Origin of the sequence: Bacteroides sp. OM08-11, from assembly GCF_003438665.1 — a bacterium.
In the GTDB taxonomy this organism is placed as follows: domain Bacteria; phylum Bacteroidota; class Bacteroidia; order Bacteroidales; family Bacteroidaceae; genus Bacteroides; species Bacteroides cutis.
Map to the genome: position 1 here is coordinate 1 of NZ_QSTJ01000012.1, position 22,847 is coordinate 22,847.

The 22,847-nt window shown below is 41.7% G+C and carries 21 protein-coding genes and 1 tRNA gene; 19 read left to right on the forward strand and 3 right to left on the reverse strand.

The window, feature by feature from the left end; genetic code table 11:
* Positions 1-432 precede the first annotated feature (432 nt).
* The 11 genes from DXC10_RS15735 to DXC10_RS15785 all read left to right on the forward strand — a co-directional run bounded on the left by DXC10_RS15735 (position 433) and on the right by DXC10_RS15785 (position 9,711).
* Positions 433-879 carry a hypothetical protein gene (locus DXC10_RS15735; RefSeq protein ID WP_117738383.1) on the forward strand — a complete coding sequence of 149 codons (447 nt, stop codon included), beginning with the start codon at positions 433-435 and terminating at the stop codon, positions 877-879.
* Between the two features lie 198 nt (positions 880-1,077).
* Positions 1,078-1,890, forward strand: coding sequence for a MotA/TolQ/ExbB proton channel family protein (locus tag DXC10_RS15740; RefSeq protein WP_101546073.1), 813 nt, complete (start codon positions 1,078-1,080; stop codon positions 1,888-1,890).
* A gap of 103 nt (positions 1,891-1,993) precedes the next feature.
* Positions 1,994-2,599: a biopolymer transporter ExbD gene (locus DXC10_RS15745; RefSeq protein ID WP_101546071.1), complete on the forward strand. Its 606-nt coding sequence runs from the start codon at positions 1,994-1,996 to the stop codon at positions 2,597-2,599.
* 14 nt (positions 2,600-2,613) lie between these two features.
* Positions 2,614-3,264 carry a biopolymer transporter ExbD gene (locus tag DXC10_RS15750; protein WP_180949236.1) on the forward strand — a complete coding sequence of 217 codons (651 nt, stop codon included), beginning with the start codon at positions 2,614-2,616 and terminating at the stop codon, positions 3,262-3,264.
* 26 nt (positions 3,265-3,290) lie between these two features.
* A complete protein-coding gene (locus tag DXC10_RS15755; RefSeq protein ID WP_101546067.1) occupies positions 3,291-4,106 on the forward strand; it encodes an energy transducer TonB in 816 nt (271 codons plus the stop codon).
* 10 nt (positions 4,107-4,116) lie between these two features.
* On the forward strand, positions 4,117-5,067 hold the full coding sequence (locus tag DXC10_RS15760; protein WP_117738419.1) for a PstS family phosphate ABC transporter substrate-binding protein: 951 nt from the start codon (positions 4,117-4,119) through the stop codon (positions 5,065-5,067).
* Between the two features lie 5 nt (positions 5,068-5,072).
* Positions 5,073-6,518 (forward strand): hypothetical protein, encoded by a 1,446-nt coding sequence (locus DXC10_RS15765; RefSeq protein ID WP_101546065.1) that lies wholly within the window; start codon positions 5,073-5,075, stop codon positions 6,516-6,518.
* 267 nt (positions 6,519-6,785) lie between these two features.
* Positions 6,786-7,640, forward strand: a complete 855-nt coding sequence (locus DXC10_RS15770) for an ATP-binding cassette domain-containing protein (RefSeq protein ID WP_117738385.1) — start codon at positions 6,786-6,788, stop codon at positions 7,638-7,640.
* A complete protein-coding gene (locus DXC10_RS15775) occupies positions 7,637-8,467 on the forward strand; it encodes a hypothetical protein (RefSeq protein WP_101546061.1) in 831 nt (276 codons plus the stop codon). The genes DXC10_RS15770 and DXC10_RS15775 overlap by 4 nt, the downstream gene beginning before the upstream one ends.
* 6 nt (positions 8,468-8,473) lie before the next feature.
* Positions 8,474-8,842, forward strand: coding sequence for a GntR family transcriptional regulator (locus tag DXC10_RS15780; protein ID WP_101546059.1), 369 nt, complete (start codon positions 8,474-8,476; stop codon positions 8,840-8,842).
* An 11-nt stretch (positions 8,843-8,853) separates the two neighbouring features.
* Entirely contained in the window at positions 8,854-9,711 is an 858-nt protein-coding gene (locus DXC10_RS15785) for a hypothetical protein (RefSeq protein WP_117738388.1), read from the forward strand.
* Between the two features lie 162 nt (positions 9,712-9,873).
* On the opposite strand, the gene DXC10_RS15790 is transcribed toward DXC10_RS15785, so the two are convergent.
* Positions 9,874-9,946: transfer RNA gene (locus DXC10_RS15790), tRNA-Met, on the reverse strand.
* A gap of 232 nt (positions 9,947-10,178) precedes the next feature.
* On the opposite strand from DXC10_RS15790, the gene DXC10_RS15795 reads away from it, so the two are divergent.
* From DXC10_RS15795 to DXC10_RS15810, 4 genes are read left to right on the forward strand one after another with little or no spacing between them, the layout of a single operon-like run.
* On the forward strand, positions 10,179-10,772 hold the full coding sequence (locus tag DXC10_RS15795) for a TetR/AcrR family transcriptional regulator (protein WP_101546054.1): 594 nt from the start codon (positions 10,179-10,181) through the stop codon (positions 10,770-10,772).
* Positions 10,773-10,801: 29 nt separating this feature from the next.
* Positions 10,802-11,548 carry a 3-oxoacyl-[acyl-carrier-protein] reductase gene (fabG, locus tag DXC10_RS15800; protein ID WP_101546052.1) on the forward strand — a complete coding sequence of 249 codons (747 nt, stop codon included), beginning with the start codon at positions 10,802-10,804 and terminating at the stop codon, positions 11,546-11,548.
* A gap of 3 nt (positions 11,549-11,551) precedes the next feature.
* The gene (locus DXC10_RS15805) at positions 11,552-12,223 is read left to right on the forward strand and encodes an RluA family pseudouridine synthase (protein ID WP_117738389.1); all 672 of its coding nucleotides are present in this window, start codon (positions 11,552-11,554) and stop codon (positions 12,221-12,223) included.
* Between the two features lie 45 nt (positions 12,224-12,268).
* On the forward strand, positions 12,269-14,806 hold the full coding sequence (locus tag DXC10_RS15810; RefSeq protein WP_117738391.1) for a prolyl oligopeptidase family serine peptidase: 2,538 nt from the start codon (positions 12,269-12,271) through the stop codon (positions 14,804-14,806).
* 122 nt (positions 14,807-14,928) lie between these two features.
* Here the strand turns inward: DXC10_RS15810 and DXC10_RS15815 are convergent, their stop codons facing one another.
* Together DXC10_RS15815 and DXC10_RS15820 are read right to left on the reverse strand one after the other, a co-directional pair.
* Positions 14,929-15,111, reverse strand: a complete 183-nt coding sequence (locus DXC10_RS15815; RefSeq protein WP_117738393.1) for a hypothetical protein — start codon at positions 15,109-15,111, stop codon at positions 14,929-14,931.
* 227 nt (positions 15,112-15,338) lie between these two features.
* Positions 15,339-16,700 carry a sigma-54 dependent transcriptional regulator gene (locus tag DXC10_RS15820; RefSeq protein WP_101546044.1) on the reverse strand — a complete coding sequence of 454 codons (1,362 nt, stop codon included), beginning with the start codon at positions 16,698-16,700 and terminating at the stop codon, positions 15,339-15,341.
* Between the two features lie 93 nt (positions 16,701-16,793).
* Here DXC10_RS15820 and DXC10_RS15825 point away from each other — a divergent pair, with 93 nt between their 5' ends.
* The 4 genes from DXC10_RS15825 (at position 16,794) to DXC10_RS15840 (ending at position 22,651) form a co-directional block, all read left to right on the forward strand.
* Complete coding sequence (locus DXC10_RS15825) at positions 16,794-17,633, forward strand: peptidylprolyl isomerase (RefSeq protein ID WP_117738395.1); 840 nt, start codon at positions 16,794-16,796, stop codon at positions 17,631-17,633.
* A gap of 126 nt (positions 17,634-17,759) precedes the next feature.
* On the forward strand, positions 17,760-18,995 hold the full coding sequence (locus tag DXC10_RS15830) for a pitrilysin family protein (RefSeq protein WP_101546040.1): 1,236 nt from the start codon (positions 17,760-17,762) through the stop codon (positions 18,993-18,995).
* A 25-nt stretch (positions 18,996-19,020) separates the two neighbouring features.
* Positions 19,021-20,361: an MATE family efflux transporter gene (locus DXC10_RS15835; RefSeq protein WP_117738397.1), complete on the forward strand. Its 1,341-nt coding sequence runs from the start codon at positions 19,021-19,023 to the stop codon at positions 20,359-20,361.
* The gene (locus DXC10_RS15840; protein WP_117738398.1) at positions 20,354-22,651 is read left to right on the forward strand and encodes an ATP-binding protein; all 2,298 of its coding nucleotides are present in this window, start codon (positions 20,354-20,356) and stop codon (positions 22,649-22,651) included. Before DXC10_RS15835 ends, DXC10_RS15840 begins: the two co-directional genes overlap by 8 nt.
* Positions 22,652-22,847 lie beyond the last annotated feature (196 nt).

Here is a 22,847-nt window from a genome sequence, read left to right on the forward strand (position 1 = left end):
GCCCGGTCACGCCGATGGTACTGCGTAACAGTGGGAGAGTAGGTAGTCGCCGTTTTAGAGGAAAGCCTCCATGTCGAAAGATGTGGGGGCTTTTTTTTGTCTTGTCCGTCCCTTGCCCGCCATCCCCCTCCTCCGCATACTGGTGGAAAAGGGAAGATAGAAAATGGAAAGTGGTGTTGGGAACGTTAGTGGGAATTTTTTGGAAATCTTTGTAATATATGTGTATGTGAATGATTAAAAGAGCTTAAAGCCAGTAATTTATATACTTTCCCCTTTTATGGTTTCATTTATTTTTTGTATCTTTACTTCAAAAAGGAGGATGATTAATATCTCCTAGAATATAAAGATTTCTTTCTCTTTATAAAAGAAAGTAGGGTTATTGTAGAACAAAATAAGAGATCAGCTGTTATTATTGTAGATTTATTAGACGACATGAAAACAACTGTAAAGACATTTTGGATTTGTTTGCTGTTGACACTTGGTTGTAGTTTCAGCAGTAATGCTGCAAACTATTCAAAGGCATTTGAAGGTGTTACTTCTGTGGCCTGTGAAGTTACAGCTTATTTGTCGTCTTATTCTTCTACATCTGACAATTTGGGAACAAGGAAATCTGTTTTATCGGATACTGAGCATTTTTGGTCTCAGGATGTTGAGTTGGGAAATAAATCAATTTCGGAAACTTACTTTTCTAATCAACAACGTCTTCGCAGAGTTCTTGAAGACGAATCTTTTCTCAAGAATATACTTTTGATGTTATCCAACCATGAAAATTTACTCGTTCAAGGTAGAACTAAATTATACTATTCAGATCAAGACCCCTATTATGCTATAGTGGGTTGTGACTATTACATCTTTACGCTTCGGCGGATTTTGATTTAATCAATTCTTTTCATATTAATTTCCTCTCTATTGTTTCTTGATAGAAACAATTAGAAGTTGATAACCTTTTATGTACTGATTGTGCTGTTGTGAGGTTATGTGGATGAAATGCGCCCTATTGGTTCGTAAAAGGGAGTTTGTACCCCTATGTATCATTTTTTTTTAATCAATTTAATACCAACAATTAAATTTTTCATCATGGAAACTACTCAAAAAAAGTCAGCCTCTTTTAAAGGCATTAAATCCGCCGGTTGGGTAATCGTAATTTGTTTTATCATTGCCGTGCTTGTTTTTCATTTTGTGTTGGGAAATCCTTCCAACTTTATGAACAATGATCCGAACAACCATCCGTTGCCCGGTAACTTTCTTGGAACTATCTATAAAGGTGGTTTTATTGTTCCTGTTATCCAAACTCTTTTATTAACCGTTATTGCGCTCAGTATTGAACGTTACATTGCTATTCGTGCTGCTTTTGGTAAAGGATCATTAGTAAAATTTGTATCTAATATTAAAGCTGCTCTTGCTGCCGGTGATATGAAAAAAGCTCAGGAAATATGTGACAACCAACGCGGCTCTGTTGCTAATGTTGTGAATGCTACTTTGAAGAAGTATGCAGAGATGGAGAATGATACTTTACTTGCTAAAGACCAAAAACTGGTCGCTATTCAGAAAGAACTGGAAGAAGCCACTGCTTTGGAACTCCCTATGATGGAACAAAATCTTCCTATTATTGGTACAATAACCACGCTTGGTACATTGATGGGATTGCTTGGTACGGTAATTGGTATGATCCGTTCTTTTGCTGCCCTTGCTGCCGGTGGTAGTGCTGATTCTATGGCATTGTCACAGGGCATTTCTGAAGCTTTGATTAATACTGCCTTTGGTATCTTGACCGGTGCGTTGGCAGTTATCTCTTATAACTATTATACTAATAAGATTGATAAGTTGACCTATAGCCTTGACGAGGTTGGTTTCTCTATTGTGCAGACTTTTGCAGCTACTCATAAATAATTAATGATTGATAGTTGATAATTGATATTGAGTACGTAATAGCGTGATGTATCATTTTTCAATTCAATGAATTAATTTTCATTTTTCAATTAATTAAATAATCATGGGAAGAGCAAAAATAAAAAAGAAAAGTACGTTCATCGATATGACGGCGATGAGTGACGTTACTGTACTACTACTAACTTTCTTCATGCTAACTTCGACGTTTGTGAAGAAAGAACCGGTACAGGTAACTACTCCTGCCTCCGTATCTGAAATAAAAATTCCAGAAACGAATGTTCTTCAGATATTGGTCGATCCGAATGGAAAAATATTTATGAGTCTGGACAAGCAGTCTGACTTGCGCAATGTGTTGGAAGCTATGGGGCAAGAATATGGAGTAACTTTTACTCCAGAGGAAACGAAAAAATTTATGCTAGCATCCACTTTTGGGGTGCCGATGAAGAGCATGAAACAGTACCTCGCTTTGCCACAAGACCAACAAGATGCTGTGTTGAAGAATGAGGGGATACCGACTGACAGTATTGATAACCAGTTCAAAGCATGGGTACGTAATGCCCGGGCAGCGAATGGTGATTTGCGTATTGCTATTAAGGCAGATGCCAATACCCCTTATTCTGTAATAAAGAATGTAATGAACTCACTTCAGGATCTCAGGGAAAACCGATATAATCTGATTACTTCTTTGAAAACTACTTCTGAAGACTAACGAAAGGAAATATTATGGCTGAAATACAAGAAAGCGGTAATAAGAAAGGTGGAAAAAGTAAACAGAAAAAAATGACCGTCAGGGTAGATTTTACTCCGATGGTAGATATGAATATGTTGCTGATTACCTTCTTTATGCTCTGTACGTCTCTGAGTAAACCTCAGACTATGGAGATAAGCATGCCGAGTAATGATAAAAATCTCACTGAGGAGCAACAAACTAAGGTAAAGGCTTCACAGGCAATCACATTGTTACTGAGTGATGACAATAAATTGTATTATTACGAAGGAGAACCCAACTATAAAGACTATACTTCGTTGAAGGAAACGACATACGATGCGGATGGTCTGCGGGCGATGCTTCTACAACGTAATAGAGCTGCTGTGAATGAGGTGAACAGGCTTAAACAACAGAAGCTGGACCTAAAAATATCAGAGGATGATTATCGGAAACAACTTTCCGAGATTAAGAGTGGAAAAAATACGCCTACGGTGATTATTAAGGCTACTGATGCCGCATCGTATAAAAATCTGATAGATGCTCTCGATGAAATGCAGATATGTAATATAGGTAAGTATGTGATAACCGACATTGCCGATGCAGACCAGTTCTTGATAAAGAACTATAACAGCAAGGGAGAATTGTCGCAAAACATTGCCGAATAAAGTGTAACACCTAAAATTAGAAGAATATGGCTAAAGTAGATTTAAGTTCTGCGGAATGGTGTGACCTTATATTCAGTGATAAGAATAAAGCATACGGCGCCTATAAGATGCGGGAGAATTCTCCCAAGCGTCATAGTATTGCCGTGATACTGGTGATAATTATCGCTCTGATAGGTTTTAGTATTCCTACTCTGATAAAGATGGCTACTCCCAAGCAAAAGGAAGTGATGACCGAAGTGACTACCTTGTCGCAATTGGAAGAACCTGAAGTGAAACAGGAAGAGATGAAACGTGTGGAACCTGTAGCACCACCTCCCCCGGCACTGAAAAGTTCTATCAAGTTCACTGCTCCCGTTATTAAGAAAGATGCGGAAGTGAGGGATGAAGACGAGATCAAGAGTCAGACAGAATTGACTCAGACTAAAGTTGCTATTTCCATTGCCGACGTAAAAGGTAACGACGAAGAAAATGGAAAAGATATTGCCGACTTGAAACAGGTAGTGACGCAGGCACCTATAGAGGAGGAGAAAGTATTTGATATGGTAGAACAGATGCCACAGTTTCCCGGTGGTCCATCAGAACTGATGAAGTACATTGCTGATCACATGAAATACCCAACTATCGCTCAGGAGAATGGAACTCAAGGGCGTGTAACTTGTCAGTTTGTAGTAGGTTCCGATGGGAGTGTGCGCGATGTAAAAGTTCTGAGAGGAGTAGATCCTTATCTGGATAAAGAAGCGATCCGTGTGATTAAGTCCATGCCTAAATGGATACCCGGTAAGCAAAACGGTAAAGCTGTATCTGTGAAATATACAGTTCCTATTATTTTTAAATTGCAATAGTATGTGTATTATGGAAACGGTGAAACAGATTCAGGGGTTAGGTTTGTTGGTAGCATTGATACTATTGTCAGCTTGTCAACACAAGTCCAAGGATGGACAAACGGATACCTATACATCCGGTGTCATTGCCATTGCTGCAGATGAAAGCTTCCAACCTATTGTACAGGAAGAGATCGATGTGTTTGAAGGCCTGTACCCTTTGGCAGGAATTGTTCCCCGTTACGTGACGGAGGTAGAAGCCGTCAATCTTTTGCTTAAAGACAGTTTACGGCTGGTTATCACCAGCCGTAAACTGACTCTAGAGGAAATGGAGTCTTTTAATAGTCGGAAATTTTTCCCAAAAGAGATGAAGATTGCGACAGATGGTTTGGCTTTGATTGTTAATCGTGAAAACCCCGATACATTGATAAGCGTACAAGATATCCGTCGTATATTGACGGGGGAGGCTAAACAGTGGAAGGATATTTATCCGTCTTCACATTTGAAGGATATCCGTCTCGTTTTCGACAATAAGAACTCCAGTACTGTACGTTTTGCAGTGGATTCTATTTGTGAGGGTGTACCACTTTCCAATCAAGTAAAAGCATTGAAAACTAATAAAGAAGTTATCAACTATGTGGCAGACATGCCCGATGCTATCGGTATTATTGGCGTAAACTGGTTGAGCAACAAGAATGACAGCACAGGACTTTCTTTCAGCAAGGAGATTCGTGTGATGGCAGTCAGTGCTGCCGCCAAGGCAAGGCCGGAAAATAGTTATAAACCTTATCAAGCATATTTATATTATGGTGATTATCCATTGGCACGTAGCATTTATGTTCTATTGAATGATCCTCGGAGTGCACTCCCGTGGGGATTTGCTTCTTTCCTCGCTTCTGACCGAGGACAGCGGATTATATTAAAATCGGGATTAGTACCCGCCACCCAACCGGTACGTGTGGTAAATGTAAAAGATGAATAACTAAAATGAAAACTAAAATGAAACGTAGATTTATATTATGTATGGGAGCGATGTTACTGGCCGGTACACTCGCTGCACAATCGCCTGTACCCGAATGGCAGGTGGGAATAGATAAAGTAAAAAGTCTGATAAAGACAAATCCCGGACAAGCTTCTGATGAAGCGAGCGAATTATTAAAAGGGAAAAACAAAAAAAATATTGAACTTGTTATTTCCGTTGCCCGTGCTTATCTGGATGCCGGAAAACTGTCGGAAGCAACAATTTATCTGGGTATGGCGAAGAAAGTTGATAATAAAGATGCAAGAGTCTCTGTGCTCGAAGGTGATATAGCTCTCGCACAAAAGAATGTGGGAACTGCCTGCCAACTTTATGAACAAGCCATTTATTTCGATCCGAACTGTAAAGAGGCTTATTTGAAATATGCACAGGCCTATAAGACTGCAAGTCCTACACAAGCAATTGAAAAATTGAAACAGCTTAAAGGTATTGCTCCCGACTATCTGGAAGCTGATAAAGAATTGGCGGAAGTATATTATGCCAACAATCAGTTTGGTAAAGCAGTGGCTGCCTATGCACAGTTCATTGATACACCCGTTGCTACAGAAGCTGATTTGTTGAAATACGCTTTTGCTTTATTCTTGAATCATAATTTCGAAAAATCGTTGCAAGTGGCTCAAAAAGGGTTACAAAATAATAGCCGTCATGCTGCTTTTAATCGTCTCGTCATGTATAATAATACCGACTTGAAACGTTATGAAGAAGCTGAAAAGGCGGCGGATGCTTTCTTCAATGCATCGGATGATGCCGATTATTCATATTTGGACTACAGGTATTACGGTGCTTTGCTTAGTGCACTGAAAAAATATGATCAGGCTGTCATACAGTATAACAAGGCACTGGATAAAGACAATACACAAATAGAGGTATGGCGTGAGATATCTGACGCATACGAACAAGAAAATGACTATGAACAAGCTATCATTGCTTACCAAAAGTACTATAATGCTTTAAATCAAGATAAAAAGACGCCCGAAACCTTATTCCAGTTGGGACGTCTGTATTACGGACAAGGAACGTCTACAGACACCCTTGTCGTACAGCCTGCTGACCGCATGGCGGCGTTGCAGTCTGCTGACTCTGTGTTCGCACTTGTTTCAGTACAAGCTCCCGGCAGTTATCTGGGAGATTTATGGCGTGCACGTACCCACTCGGCCATGGATCCAGAAACGACGGAAGGATTGGCAAAACCTTATTATGAGAAGGTAATGGATGTGCTACTGGTAAAAAACGAGCCGAAGTATAATACAGCTCTAATAGAGTGCTACAGTTATCTGGGGTACTACTATCTACTAAAGAGTGAATATATGACTTCGAAAGAGTTTTGGAATAAAATTTTGGCTATCGACCCCACTAATGCTACTGCAAAGAAAGCATTAGACGGCATCAAATAGCAATAATTTTAGTTGTTTGTCGTGTCGGGAGGAGTGGAGAGTGATTCTTAGCTCCTCCTTTTTTTATGTCTGATAGTAAACTCTTTTCTAAATATCATTTTTTCCCGAAATCTCTTGTTATTTCAAAAAGAATATATACTTTTGCGGTGTACTATTGTACTAATACACTTAATCTGTATTTAATGAGGTGTCAGATACAAGTTGAAAAAGGCCTGCATTTTGTATTCTGCCCCCTTGTTTTCTTATTAATTTAATAAAGAGAAAAGCATGTTACAAGTAGAAAACATTTCATTCAGCTATCGCCGGGGCAAGAAAGAAGTCCTGAGCGATTTTTCGCTTTCGCTGGAGAAGGGTAGGGTATATGGGCTTTTGGGGAAAAATGGAGCCGGTAAGTCTACATTACTCTATTTGATGAGCGGGTTACTCACTCCCCGCAACGGGAGGGTTACATTTTACGATACCGATGTACGTCGCCGGTTACCCGTCACGCTACAGGACATGTTCCTGGTACCTGAGGAGTTTGAATTACCTTCTATTTCATTGGTTAGTTATATCGAACTGAACAGCCCTTTCTATCCCCATTTTAGCAAAGAAGATATGATGAAGTATCTACATTTCTTTGAAATGGATTTGAGTACCGACTTGGGAGCGCTTTCCATGGGACAGAAGAAAAAAGTCTTCATGAGCTTTGCTTTGGCAACAAACACTTCGTTGTTGCTGATGGACGAACCTACTAATGGATTGGATATCCCTGGAAAAAGCCAGTTCCGTAAATTCATTGCTTCGGGCATGTCCGACGAACGTACTATTGTGATTTCTACACATCAGGTACGTGACATTGACCGGATACTGGACCATGTACTGATTATGGACAACAGCCGTGTGCTTCTGGATGAGCCGGTAGGTAACATCTGCAGTAAGTTCCTTTTTGTTGAGAGCGACGATCGTGAGCTGACTAAGACAGCGATCTACACCCTGCCTTCCGTGCAAGGCAACTTCCTGATGCTTCCGAACACTGAAAACGAAGAAACCGAAATTAATCTGGAACTGTTGTTTGGAGCTACACTAGCCGAACCTGAGAAGATTATACAAATGTTTCATCCTAAAACAATTGAACAATGATACGAGATACATTTTTTAGTATGCCGCGTTTCGTGGAACTCTGCCGCAAGGAAATGGTGGAGAACTGGAAGACCAATCTGCTTCGCTTCGTATTGATGTATGGCGTGTTGGCAATTGCCTTGGTCTGGAATGCCTATTTGGAATACAGATATGCTTCCCCCGGTTCGTATGTGTCCCGTGAAAAAAGTGTTGTAGTTTTCGGATGCATAACTTTTATTTGGGGAATAGTCATCATGGGTACTCTGAGCGCATCGTTTATCATGGAACGTATGAAAACCAAGATAAATAGGGAAGCTATGTTGATGTTACCCGCCACGATGTTCGAAAAATACATCTCACGTTGGCTGATATTCACAGTCGGTGCTGTCGTCGCTTTTTTGATAGCTTATAAGTTGGCTGACTGGAGCCGGGTATTGATCTATACCATTGCTTATCCCGAAAATGATGTCATTGCCCAAGTGCCTCTCTCGCATCTGGTGGGTAAAACCGGCTATTGGACAGCTTTCAGGGATAATCAGGAATTTGTAATGGGAATTGGCGGTTATTGTTTTATTCAGTCGCTTTTTGTATTGGGTGGGGCTATCTGGCCAAAGAATGCATTTATTAAGACCTTTGCAGTAGGTGTTGCCATTACTTTGATCTATATGCTTATAGGTACACTATTGTTTCATTCATTTTTGGCGCATCGCCCCTCTGTGAACGCAGTATTCATGTCAGACGAAACAATGAAAACTTTGATGACATTCTTCTTCTTGAGTTGTGCCTTGTTTAACTGGGTGCTCGCTTATTTCCGTTTTAAAGAGTCAGAAATCATAAATCGTTGGTAAGATACTATGAACTTTAAAGAAAGTAAGGCTATCTATCTGCAAATAGCAGACCGTATCTGTGACGAAATTCTTCTTCATCAATATCGGGAAGAAGAACGCATTCCGTCGGTGCGCGAGTATGCGGCTGTGGTAGAGGTCAACGCCAATACAGTGATGCGCTCGTACGATTACTTGCAGTCACAAGGGGTGATTTACAACAAGCGGGGAATTGGTTATTTTGTGTCCGTAGGGGCAGGTACACTCATCCTTTCGTTGCGTAAAGAGTATTTTCTAAAGGAAGAAGCCGATTACTTCTTCAGGCAGATTTATACACTGGGTATTTCCGGAAAAGAACTGCTGGAAATGTATCGTGAGTTTACAGAACAACAAAAATAAAGAGACAAATTATGAAACGAACAACTTATATATTATTCGGAATGCTTTTGGCGGGAGTGGGGTTGATATTCGGCTCGATGCTGCTTCTGTCGTTCTATAGTGGTGATGTTGAGGACAGCTTTATATACGCCAAAGGCGAAAATAAAACCGTGCAGTTCCCTGAAAGTAAAGTAGTGTTGCTGACGGTAGAACCAAGACACATTTATGTAAAGAAGGGGAATGGGACAAAAGTCAGCTATAATCAGATCATTTCTTTTCGGGACATACCCTTGAAGGTGCATTCTTCAGAGACAGTTACCGGCAGTTTTACTTATCCTTCGGAGATAGACCGTTTTATGAAAATACTTACGGTGGAAGATACCGTAAGAATTTCTTTTAACTTTCCGGATGAAATTTTGACCGATAAGCAGAAAAATATGTCTACCTTGTATCTGCATGCGAAAGCCATGAGCCTACGCTTACCGGCAGCTATCCAATTACTGGAAAATAACCTTCATCAACAGGAGGTGGTTTTCGAAAATCTTCATGATGATACATTGTCCTTGATTATTAATGGCGGATGGCGACAGATGAGTTATGGGCGGATGGAAAATTGTAAGATCAACGCTTTGACTGTCCAGGGCGGTAAGTGGTTCTTTAATAAAGGTGAGGTGGAAAACCTGCATTTGCATTTGGATAATATTCGTAACTGGCAAGTAAACACTGACTCATTCCATATCGATACGGAATACTTATACGGTATGGGTGAGAACAATTGTATTTTACAGAAAGGTGAGTGTCGGCAGATTGTTTGGAAACCTCAGTCGAAAAAGGCTTCGCTACAGGTTTCTTTGAAGCAAGCTGCAAGAGTGATAGTGACTGAGCCGTGATGACCAATACAGATATTAGAATGTGGATTACACGAATAGCAGAATAAATCATTAGATTCTGATAATAACAGAAAAATACAATTCTGCTTTGTGTGATCCACGTTCTCTTTTTGTATTACTCTAAAAAAAAGGTAGAAGATTGAAAATCTTCTACCTTTTTAGTTGCGGAGGCCTGACTCGAACAGACGACCTTTGGGTTATGAGCCCAACGAGCTACCAACTGCTCCACTCCGCGATGTTTTGTGGGTGCAAAGGTACAGCTTTTTTCTAAACCTGCAAATAAAATCAGCCTTATTTTTAATGATAAATGTATTTTAATGTATAAGGTGTTGATATATAGCATGGTATTCCTATATTTTTTAATATATCCTTTATATGTCAATTGTTAATAAAATGTGCATTTGTTTGTAGAATATGCGGAAATGTCTTACTTTTGCTCAAATTATTAAGCAATGTGCAATTAATCTATGGCTGTATCGAAGACAAAAGCTAAATTAGTGGATGTCGCCCGTCAATTGTTTGCGAAGATGGGCGTCGAAAATACCACGATGAACGATATCGCCCTTGCTTCTAAAAAAGGTAGAAGAACGCTTTATACCTATTTTAAAAGTAAGGAAGATATTTATATGGCTGTTGTCGAGTCGGAGTTGGACCTTCTCTCTGATATGATGAAGCGTGTTGCTGAGAAAGATATCAGGCCGGATGAAAAATTGATGGAGATGATTTATACACATTTGGATGCGGTGAAGGAGGCGGTTTTCCGTAATGGAACCCTCCGTGCCAATTTCTTTCGTGATATATGGCGTGTGGAGAAAGTGCGGAAACGCTTTGATTCCAAAGAAATCCAACTGTTTAAGAATGTATTGCGTGAAGGCTTGGAGGAAGACGTTTTCCAAATAGATGATTTGGATATGACAGCTGAAATTGTGCACTATTGCGTTAAAGGGATTGAAACACCTTACATCCGTGGACATGTAGGAGCCTATCTGGATGACAAGACGCGTGATGATTATGTGACCCGACTGGTATTGGGAGCATTAGGCGCGACAGGAAAGAAATAGAATAATATTAATCAATAACTAAAAACAGTATGGGATTATTAGATGGAAAAACAGCCATTGTAACTGGTGCTGCACGTGGCATTGGTAAGGCTATCGCTTTGAAGTTTGCTCAGGAAGGAGCTAATATCGCATTCACCGATCTGGTGATTGATGAGAATGCTGAAAACACTGCTAAGGAAATAGAAGCGTTGGGCGTGAAAGCTAAAGCGTATGCTTCAAATGCAGCTAACTTTGAAGATACCGCTAAAGTGGTGGAAGCTATTCATAACGATTTCGGACGTATCGATATCTTGGTAAACAATGCAGGTATCACCCGTGATGGTTTGATGATGCGTATGACCGAACAGCAGTGGGATATGGTTATCGGCGTGAACTTGAAATCCGCTTTTAACTTTATTCATGCTTGTACTCCCATTATGATGCGTCAGAAAGGTGGTAGTATTATCAATATGGCCTCTGTAGTGGGTGTTCATGGTAATGCAGGTCAGGCCAACTACTCTGCATCCAAAGCTGGTATGATTGCTTTGGCTAAATCTATTGCACAGGAACTCGGTTCTCGTGGTATCCGTGCCAACGCCATCGCTCCGGGCTTTATTATGACTGCTATGACCGACGCTCTTTCTGAGGAGGTAAAAGCGGAATGGTGCAAGAAAATACCTTTGCGTCGCGGCGGTACACCCGAAGACGTGGCAAATATTGCTACTTTCCTGGCTTCTGATATGTCTTCTTATGTATCAGGACAAGTTATTCAAGTAGATGGTGGTATGAATATGTAAACTATGACTGTCGTATACGAGGACAATCATATTATTATAGTCAACAAGACCGCTTCGGAGATCGTTCAGGGAGACAAAACAGGCGATACGCCACTTTCGGAAACTGTAAAGCAGTATTTGAGAGAGAAGTATCAGAAGCCAGGTAATGTCTTCATCGGTGTCACTCACCGGTTGGATCGTCCCGTAAGCGGTCTTGTTGTTTTTGCCAAAACCAGCAAAGCACTTTCGCGCCTGAATGAAATGTTCAAGAATAGTGAAGTGAGAAAAACTTATTGGGCAGTAGTGAAGAATCCGCCTCGACAACAAGAAGGGGAATTACTAAACTATTTAGTCCGTAACGAGAAACAGAATAAAAGTTACGCATACGATAAAGAGGTGGCAGGTAGTAAAAAGGCCATCTTGCATTACCGTCTCATCGGAAAGTCGCAGAACTATTATTTATTGGAAATAGATTTGAAAACCGGACGTCATCATCAGATACGTTGCCAGTTGGCGAAGATGGGATGTCCTATCAAAGGAGATTTGAAGTATGGCTTCCCTCGTTCCAATCCGGATGGCAGTATCTGTTTGCATGCACGTTTTATCCGTTTCGTACATCCGGTATCCAGAGAGATGATAGAGGCGGAAGCGCCTGTACCTTCCGGTAATTTATGGAATGGATTTGAAACTATCTGATTTTATTTGAAACAATCTGAATAACCTTATTATAACTAACCATCAATGAAAAAAATTACGATTTTATCGGGCTTGCTACTTTTAATAGGTTTGGCAGCCCATGCACAAGAAAAGGTGACTGAGTATTATGTGCGTCCTGCTGTGGTTGTACGTACCCCTATTCAGGGTGATAGTATTAACTTTATAGGAAAAAAATTTGTATCGGACGACTTGCTGAAGACAAAAATCAGTCTTGATTTTGACAGACATTCGTATGAAACCATGTCGGCTGATACCACAGGATATGTGGCTGTAGAGAAGGCCGATAAAGACAACCTCTTTTATCTGTTTTCTACCAATCTGCGTGCAGAACGGTTTATGAAAGGTATGCTGAAAGTATACTCTCCGGCACGATTTGAAGTATTCGTAAATGGTGAGTCCAAACAGACGAAAACTACAGCCGAGGATAGTCTCTCACAAGTTCGTCCTACAGCTGTAAGCCTTCGTTTGGAACCTGAAGCTGATTATGAGATTGTTATTAAATTACTTTCTTCGGCGGATGACAAGACACAGCCGGTGTTGAAATGCGAATTTGAGAAGGAGAAAAATTTTATGGAAGTCGGTTGCCGAATACAGCCTGGTTTGCAGCGTCGTCTTTCACTCTATAATACTGCATTTGGCTCGAAAGTCTATTCTGTATCTTTATCTCCGAATGGCAAATATCTATTGACGTATTATTGGGATAACTATTCCACGAAGCGTTCACGTACTTGGCAGGAACTGACTGAAGTAAAAACCGGAAAAATTATTCATCCAAATATTCCGACTAATGCTCGTTGGATGCCTCGTAGCAATAAACTGTATTATACGGTGACTGGTGAGCGACAGAACGATTTGGTAGTGTTCGATCCGATGACGATGCGCGAAGAGGTGGCATTGAAAAATGTACCTGAGGGAGGTTTTAGTTGGTCGCCTACAGAAGATTATCTGATTTATTCTTCTAGTGATGAAGGAGAAAAAGTGAATGGCCCCTTGAAACGTCTGTTGCACCCTGACGATCGTATTCCCGGTTCTCGCAACCGTAGTTATTTGGTAAAGTATGACCCTGCTTCAGGACTTTCTGAACGTCTGACGTATGGTAGCCACAGTGTATATCTGAATGATATTTCGCTTGACGGTAAGAAATTGTTATGTTCCACAAGTAAATCCAATATCACTAAATGTCCCTTCTCACTTTCATCCATCTTTGAAATTGATCTGGCAACATTAAAAGTTGATACTCTTGTTTCTTGGGAACCATATGCTGGTGGGGCCTCCTATTCTCCAGACGGTAAACAACTGCTGTTGACCGCTAGCCCTTCTGCATTCAACGGTATAGGTAAGAACTGTGCGCCACATCCCATTGCCAATGACTTTGACACCCAAGCTTTCATCATGGATTTGGCAACAAGAAATATCGATCCTATCACCCGTGATTTTAATCCCACGGTAAACTTCCTTGAATGGAACCGTACAGACGGTTGTATTTACTTTAATACCACTGACGAAGACTGTCGTCATATTTACCGTTATACTCCGAAGACGAGGCGTTTCGAGATGTTGCCATTGAAGGAAGATGTCATCAGCTCTTTCACGTTGGCAGAAGATAACCCGTTGATAGCAGCATACGTTGGTGGAGGTAATACCAGTAGCGGTGTAGCTTACATGTATGATGGAAAGAAGAAAATTTCTACCCTGATTGCCAATCCGATGAAAGAGACGTTGGATAAAATTGAATTGGGAAAGATGGAAGAATGGAACTTTATCGCTGCTGACGGTACGCAGATAAAGGGTATGATTTGTTTGCCCCCTTCATTCGACCCCAATAAGAAATACCCACTCATCGTTTACTACTATGGTGGAACAACGCCTACTACGCGTGGTATCACTTCTCCTTACTGTGCACAACTGTTTGCTTCGCGTGACTATGTGGTCTATGTAATTCAGCCCAGTGGAGCCATCGGATATGGTCAAGAGTTCTCTGCCCGTCATGTCAATGCTTGGGGCGAACGTACAGCTGATGAGATAATTGAAGGAACGAAGAAATTCTGCGTCGCCCATCCGTTTGTTGATGCGAAACGCATCGGTTGTATCGGAGCGTCCTATGGTGGTTTCATGACCCAATATCTACAGACGAAAACCGATATCTTTGCCGCTGCCGTTTCACATGCCGGTATCAGTAATGTTACGAGTTATTGGGGTGAAGGTTACTGGGGATATTCCTACAATACTGTTGCTGCTGCTGAAAGTTATCCGTGGAACAATCTAGATTTGTTCACTAAGCATGGTTCTCTGTTTAATGCTGATAAGATCAAAACTCCTTTGTTGTTGCTGCACGGTACAGTAGATACTAATGTACCTATTGGTGAAAGTATTCAGTTGTACAACGCTCTGAAGATATTAGGTAAAACCGTTGAATTTATTACGGTAGATGGAGAAAATCACTTTATTAGTGATTATCCTAAACGTGAATTGTGGCATAATTCCATTATGGCATGGTTTGCACGTTGGTTACAGGACAGCCCGGCATGGTGGAATGATCTCTATCCGGAACGACACTGGTAAAATAATAATGTGATAAAATATCAGTTTGTCATTCTACACATTATTATCCCACCATTATAGCATAAAAAAGCCTTTCCCCGGAATAGACAAGTAGGGAAAGGCTTTTTGTTGTGCGCTTACTATTATTCGGCCACTTTTGTTGTGTCTTGGACGCTCTTGGCCTTCTGCAAAGTATCTGTGATTACAGTGTCGTTAGACAATGTTGTTGTCTTACTTGGCTGTTCTACCGGAGCCTTTGCTTGGGCCAAGAACGATCCTCCACAAACAAACATAAACAGGGCTGCTACTAATACTAACTTTCTCATAATTCATTTGCTTTTTTATACGATTGATATATAATGATAGTTCGGTTTAAGTGTCTTGTTTGTTTAGGAAGCTTGACGCTTACATTTTATATGTATCAAATGATGTGCCAAAATAAATGGTAAATTGGCAAGACGTTGAAATATAGTATGTTGCCGGTATATGTGGGCTGTGGTAATCTGTGGAAATCTGTGGAAAGTGTGGAGGCGGGTGTAGAATTATTCTACATTTATAGCTCTATCCCGTAAAGTTTAAGCTTATTATACAATGTTTTCCTGTCTATGCCAAGCAGTTGGGCGGCACGGCTTTTGTTATATCCGGTTTGTTTCAGCGCTTCAATAATCTGTTGCTTTTCGGCTTCTTCATTTCGAAGCGGCATACCGATATGTGCAGGAATTTGGTTCTGTAACTCACTTAACTCATTTAGCGTGATGAAATTATCTTGAGCCAACAATGTGGCACGGCGGATAATGTTCTTCATTTGCCGTAAGTTTCCCGGCCATTGATATTCCAATAATGTTCTGGAAGCTTTTTCATCAAAGCCGATAAGATGTTTGTCGAGTTCGCGATTTGCCTGGTCGAGGAAGAAATTGGCAAAGAGAAGAATATCTTCGCGGCGATCTTTTAGTTGAGGCATACGCAGTGTAAATTCGTTGATCCGGTGGAACAGGTCCTCACGGAATATTCCCTTTTCAATGGCTTGCTCTAAATTTTCGTTGGTGGCGGATATCAACCGCACATCCACCTGTATTTCCTTGTTAGAACCTACCGGACGTATTTTACGCTCTTGTAATGCACGGAGTAATTGTATCTGTACTTCGTAACTGAGATTTCCTATTTCGTCTAGAAAGATGGTACCCCCATTGGCTGCAACAAAAGCACCTGTCTTATCAGTCAATGCCCCTGTGAAAGCCCCTTTCACGTGGCCGAAGAATTCGGAAGCGGCAAGTTCCTTAGGGATGGAGCCGCAATCAATAGCAACAAACGGCTGATTGGCACGTTTGCTGAGTTGATGGATACGGTGAGCCACATATTCTTTACCCGTACCACTAGCTCCGTTGATGAGTACAGACATATTGGTAGGGGAAACAAGTTTTACATAATTATAAAGCTGTTTGGCGGCATCGCTCTCTCCTTCGAGGAAATCGGATGATAAAGAAACACTTTTTGTGTCTTTCCGAGGTTGGCTTTTGGTTTCATCGAGATGCATGGCATGTTTAGACGCATCAGACGATACATTCAGTGCTTCGGCTATTTTCTTTAACAGCTCGTCGGGATTTACCGGCTTGGCAACATAATCGCAAGCTCCAAGTTTCATAGCTTGTACGGCCGATTGTATATCGGCATACCCCGTCATTATGATGAGCGGTATGGTCAGCTTTTGTATCCCTAGCCATTTCAGTAGGTCGATACCGTCTTTATCCGGTAATCGTAAATCAGACAATATCAGATCTACGCTCTCAGACTCTATATATTTCTGAGCGCGGCCGATACTGCTGACAGAATTGACTTGGAAACCTTTCTTTCCAAGCCATGTTTTCAGCATCATGCCATATGTGATGTCATCTTCTACGATTAGTATGGATTTCATAGCCTTTGCTTTTTATCTCTTTTATGATACAAAGGTAAATCCTTTTGTTCGATTTTAGTATATTTGCAAACTTAAATTAAACAAAAAGGAAGTATGAAAAGAAATCTCATTGTATTATTAACTATACTGCTTTGTGGACTTACTGCTTGCAAATCAGGTCAAAAGAAAGACGGAAATATGGAAAAAGAAACGAAGTTGAAAATTGAGACAAGTGCGGGTGATATTATCGTAAAACTGTATAACGAAACGCCGAAACACCGTGATAATTTCATCAAATTGGCAGAGGACGGCACGTATGAAGGTACGCTGTTTCATCGGGTTATTAAAGACTTTATGATACAAGCCGGTGATCCTGAATCAAAAAATGCTCCCAAGGGCAAGATGTTGGGTACAGGTGATGTGGGTTACACCATTCCTGCCGAGTTTGTTTATCCCAAGTACTTCCACAAGAAAGGTGCTTTGTCGGCAGCCCGCCAGGGAGATAACGTAAACCCCCAGAAAGAATCTTCCGGTTGCCAGTTCTATATCGTTACCGGAAAGGTATACAACGATTCTACTCTTTTGGGTATGGAACAGCAGATGAATCAGATGCGTTTGAATAATGCTTTTAATACGTTGGCGCAAAAATATACAAAAGAGATTTATAAGATGCGTAAGGCAGGTGATCAGGATGGATTAATGAATTTGCAGGATACACTGATTGCGCAGGCGGAAGAGCAAGTTGCCAATGAGCCTGAGTTTCGTTTTACGCCGGAGCAAGTAAAGGCATATACCACGGTAGGAGGTACTCCGCATCTGGATGGCGAATATACCGTGTTTGGTGAAGTACTGGAAGGGATGGATATCGTGGATAAAATCCAGCGGGTGAAGACCGATCGCAGTGACCGTCCTGAAGACGATGTGAAAATTATAAAAGTTGAAGTATTGGACTGATATTAGCATCTGTCATTCTGTATTTATCTTTTTGTGTTTGTCATTCTGAGCGAAGTTGAAGAAAATCTATGTTATGGAGAGTGGATTTTTCGGTTTCGCTCAGAATGACAGATACTATCTGTGATAATGAAAATAAATAAACTGCGTTTTAATAACGGTTTGCGTCTTGTTCATAATGAGGATACCAGTACGCAAATGGTGGCATTGAATGTTGTCTATGACGTGGGCGCTCGTGACGAGCATCCCGAGCATACCGGATTTGCCCATCTGTTTGAGCACCTTATGTTCGGAGGATCGGTGAATGTTCCCGATTATGATACTCCCTTGCAACTGGCGGGAGGTGAAAATAATGCTTGGACAAACAATGATATTACCAATTACTACCTCACCGTTCCCAGACCGAATGTAGAAACCGGTTTCTGGCTGGAATCAGACCGGATGTTGGGGTTGGCATTTAGTGAACAGAGCCTGGAAGTGCAACGTGGTGTTGTGATGGAAGAGTTCAAACAGCGTTGTTTGAATCAGCCTTATGGAGATGTAGGGCATCTATTGCGCCCGTTGGCATATAAAGTCCATCCCTATCGTTGGCCCACTATCGGTAAGGAGTTGTCTCATATTTCACAGGCTACGTTGGATGAAGTGAAATCTTTCTTCTATCGTTTTTATGCGCCTAATAATGCCGTATTGGCCGTCACTGGAAACATTTCGTGGGAAGAAACTGTTAGATTGACGGAGAAATGGTTTGCACCCATTCCCCATAGGGAAGTTCCCGTAAGACGGTTGCCACAGGAACCTCTACAAACAGAAGAACGCCGGCTGGAGGTGGAACGTAATGTACCGCTTGATGCATTGTTTATGGTTTATCACATGTGTAGTCGGGATGATGCCGATTATTATGCATTCGATATCCTGTCGGATATTCTCAGCAATGGGCGTTCCAGCCGTTTAAATCGTAAATTGGTGCAGGAGGAGAAACTGTTTTCCAATATTGATGCATATATCAGTGGCACACGGGATGCAGGATTGATACATATAAGCGGTAAACCTTCGGCAGGTGTATCGTTAGAACAGGCTGAGACGGCTATCCGTAGGGAATTGGATACGTTGAAGCAATCGCTCGTCGGTGAACAGGAACTTGAAAAAGTCAAGAACAAATTTGAGTCTACCCAGATATTCGGTAACATCAACTATTTGAATGTTGCTACTAATCTTGCCTGGTTTGAACTGACCGGCCAAGCGGAAGATATTAGTTTGGAGGTGGAACGTAACCGTTCTGTAACCGCAGAACAGTTGCGCATTGTTGCTCAAAAAACTTTCCGGGAAGAGAACAGTGCGGTGTTGTATTACAAAAAAAGGAACTAAATTCCCATTTACCAGTTCGTCAATTATGAAACATTTTATCGACCAATACAAGCAGCATTACAAAGCTTTGATCCTTCTTGGTTTTCCTATAATTATCGGACAAGTAGGTGTCATTGTACTGGGGTTTGCAGATACGCTGATGATAGGGCATCACAGTACTGCAGAACTCGGAGCTGCCTCTTTTGTAAATAATATATTTACGCTTTGTATCATTTTCAGTACTGGCTTTAGTTACGGATTGACCCCGATCGTGGGCAGCCTCTACGGTAATCGTCATTTTGCAGAAGCGGGACAAGCGCTGCGATGCAGTCTTGTGGCAAATGTGCTCGTTTCTTTATTGCTGACGTTTATCATGACGATCGTTTACTTCAACGTAGATCGTCTGGGACAACCGGAAGAGTTGATGCCACTCATAAAACCCTATTATCTGGTCTTGCTTGCCTCGCTTGTCTTTGTAATGCTTTTCAATGGTTTCAAACAATTCACAGATGGCATCACTGATACTAAAACCGCTATGTGGATCTTGCTGGGTGGAAATGCGCTCAACATTATCGGAAATTACATTCTTATCAACGGTAAGTTGGGCTTGCCCGAGCTTGGTCTGTTGGGAGCCGGTATCAGTACGTTGTTTTCACGTATTGTGATGGTGATTGTCTTTGCGATAATTGTACTTCGCAGCCGTCGTTTCTTACGTTACCGGATAGGTTTCTCCCGTTTAGGATGGTCGGGCAAAGTATTTAGGCAACTGAATGCGCTCGGATGGCCTGTCGGCTTGCAAATGGGTATGGAAACAGCTTCTTTCAGTCTTAGCACCATTATGGTGGGGTGGTTGGGCACGATTGCTCTGGCTTCACATCAAATTATGCTGACTATCTCGCAATTTACTTTTATGATGTTCTATGGAATGGGAGCGGCAGTTGCCGTGCGCGTCAGTAACTTCAAGGGACAGAACGATATGGAGAATGTCCGTCGTTCCGCTTATGCGGGTTTTCATCTGATTTTGTGTATGGAAGTGGTGTTGCTTTCCATTGTATTTTCCCTGCGCGGACAAGTGGGCGGCTGGTTTACGGATAGTACGGAAGTAGCCACAATGGTGTCCACTCTGTTTTTTCCGTTCTTGATTTATCAGTTTGGCGACGGCTTGCAAATCAACTTTGCCAATGCCCTGCGCGGCATATCCGATGTGAAACCGATGATGTTCATTGCATTTATTTCGTATTTTATTATATCTTTGCCTGTGGGATATCTCTGCGGGTTTATCTTCAATTGGGGATTGGTCGGTGTCTGGATGGCATTCCCGTTTGGACTGACAAGCGCAGGATTGATGCTATGGCTGCGGTTCAGGTATAAAACGAGAAATGAATAGTGTATCTAAAGTTAAGATAACCGTTGGATATACTTTATTACTGGCGGTGTTGCTTTTTTCCCTGTTTTTCGTACACAGGGAAATGGAAAATCTTATGCTCTCAGATAATCGGGATGTCCAGTGGACAGACAGCCTGATTGCTTTACTGCGTGAGAAAGACACGAATACCATCCGTATGTTGCGTACGCTGAGCGAGGCGAATGACAGTATGGTATCTTCCCGTGAGATAGAGAATATTATAGCTACACAAGACTCGGTGATAACCCAGCAACGTGTACAACGCCGTATCATAACCCATCGCGATACCGTGGTGACCAAACCTAAGAAGAAAGGTTTTTTCCGTCGTTTGGGTGAAGTATTTGTACCTCCCAAAAAAGATACGGCCATTCAGGTAAAGACTTCTCTTGAGTTTGCGACAGATACGGTTCTCGATATTTATAATCCTGTAGACTCTCTACATGAGAAATTGCGTGCTGTGGCGCAACAAAAAAAAACGGAAAGTACAGTTGTTCAACGTCGTAAACGTAACTTGCAACGTGTTAACCATCTGCTCACAGCGCGTATTGATAGCCTTTTGAAAGACTATGAAAAAGAAACTCTGCAACAGGCACGCGAGGAGGCAGATTATCAGCAGGCTATCCGTCGGCATTCTGCCAAGATAATTGCTGGCATTGCAGCGGGAGCTGTCTTGATTGCCGTTCTGTTTTTGATATTGAGTGTACGGGATATCTCTCGCAGTAACCGCTATCGTCGTGAGTTGGAAGAAGCTCGCCGCCGTGCCGAAGATTTGTTGGCTACGCGTGAAAAACTGATGCTTGCCATTACCCATGACTTCAAGGCACCACTCGGGTCCATCATGGGATATGCCGATTTACTTGCACGCCTTACGGTTGATGAACGGCAGCGTTTCTATCTCGATAATATGAAGACCTCTTCGGAGCATCTGTTGAAACTAGTTGTCGATTTACTCGATTTTCATCGTCTTGACCTGCATAAGGCTGAGATTAACCGGGTAACTTTTTATCCGGCACGCCTGCTCGAAGAAATACGTGTCAGCTTCGAACCGCTGACGTCGGCAAAAGGATTGGCTCTGTACTGTGATATATCTTCCGGGTTGGAAACTACTTATATCAGTGACCCGCTTCGCTTGCGGCAAATCATCAACAATCTGCTATCCAATGCCGTGAAGTTTACTTCGCAGGGTAGCATTACGTTGACGGCTCATTACGAAAGCCGGAAACTTGTGATTTCTATTACCGATACAGGTAAAGGTATGGATACAGCCGACTGTGAACGTATCTTCCAGGAATTTACACGTTTACCGGGAGCGCAAGGAGAAGAAGGCTTCGGTTTGGGACTTTCTATCGTACGGATGTTGGTACAATTGCTTGAAGGAACAATTGAGGTAGAAAGTGAACTGGGAAAAGGAAGTACCTTCACTCTTCGTATCCCCATTTATCCGGTTACGATAGATATGAAGGAAACCATTGAAACTACTGAAACTTCTTCTGTGCAGAAAGGAAAAATCGCTCCCTTGCACGTTCTGCTGATCGACGATGACCGTATCCAGTTGACGCTTACCGCCGCCATGCTTTCACAGCAGGGTATCACCTCTGTTTGTTGCCTGCAAATGGACGAACTACTGGATGCTTTACGTTCAGCTCATTTTGATGTCCTTCTTACAGACGTACAAATGCCTGCCATTAATGGCTTCGATCTTTTGAAGTTGTTGCGTGCTTCAAATATTTCTCAAGCGCAAACTATTCCCATAATAGCCGTTACTGCCCGTAGCGATATGAAGTCGGAAGAGTTTATAGCCCACGGCTTTGCCGGTTGTTTGCATAAGCCCTTCACGGTAACTGAGCTGCTTCAAGAATTGAAGGTAGAGGTTGGTGGTGCTTTGCAGGAAGATGCCTCGCTGAGTGAAAAATTATCGGATAACATTTCTGTTTCTTCATCTCCGAACCTCTCTTATAATTTTTCGGCTCTTACTGCTTTTTCCGGTGATGATGCCGGAGCGGCAAAGTCTATTCTTGAAAGCTTCGTTTCCGAAACCCGTCTCAATGCCGAACGTTTGCAAAAAGCGGTAGATGCCGCGGATATGGATGAAGTCGCCGCCATTTCGCATAAGATGATACCTCTTTTTGTTCTGATTGGTGCTACGGAGTTGGTGGAACAGCTTAAAATCCTGGAAATTTCACGTGGTACTCCTTTTACTGAGGAACAGAAAAAGAGGGTGTTTCATTCGCTTGCCCTTATCGAAGATATTGTTCATTCTTTGCCTGTCTGAGCGTCAATCGTTGCCACTTTATTGGCACTGCTTTGCCTGTTTATTGGCATAACTGTGCCAAATAAGTGGCAAAGTCGTGCCAATTAGGTGGCACAAACTATGCTTATTATATAATTGGTTTTACCTGTTTGAGGAGTTTCTGTGGGATGCGGAATGGAGAAAGAGAGAGGATCGTAATGTTTTGCAAATAATTACA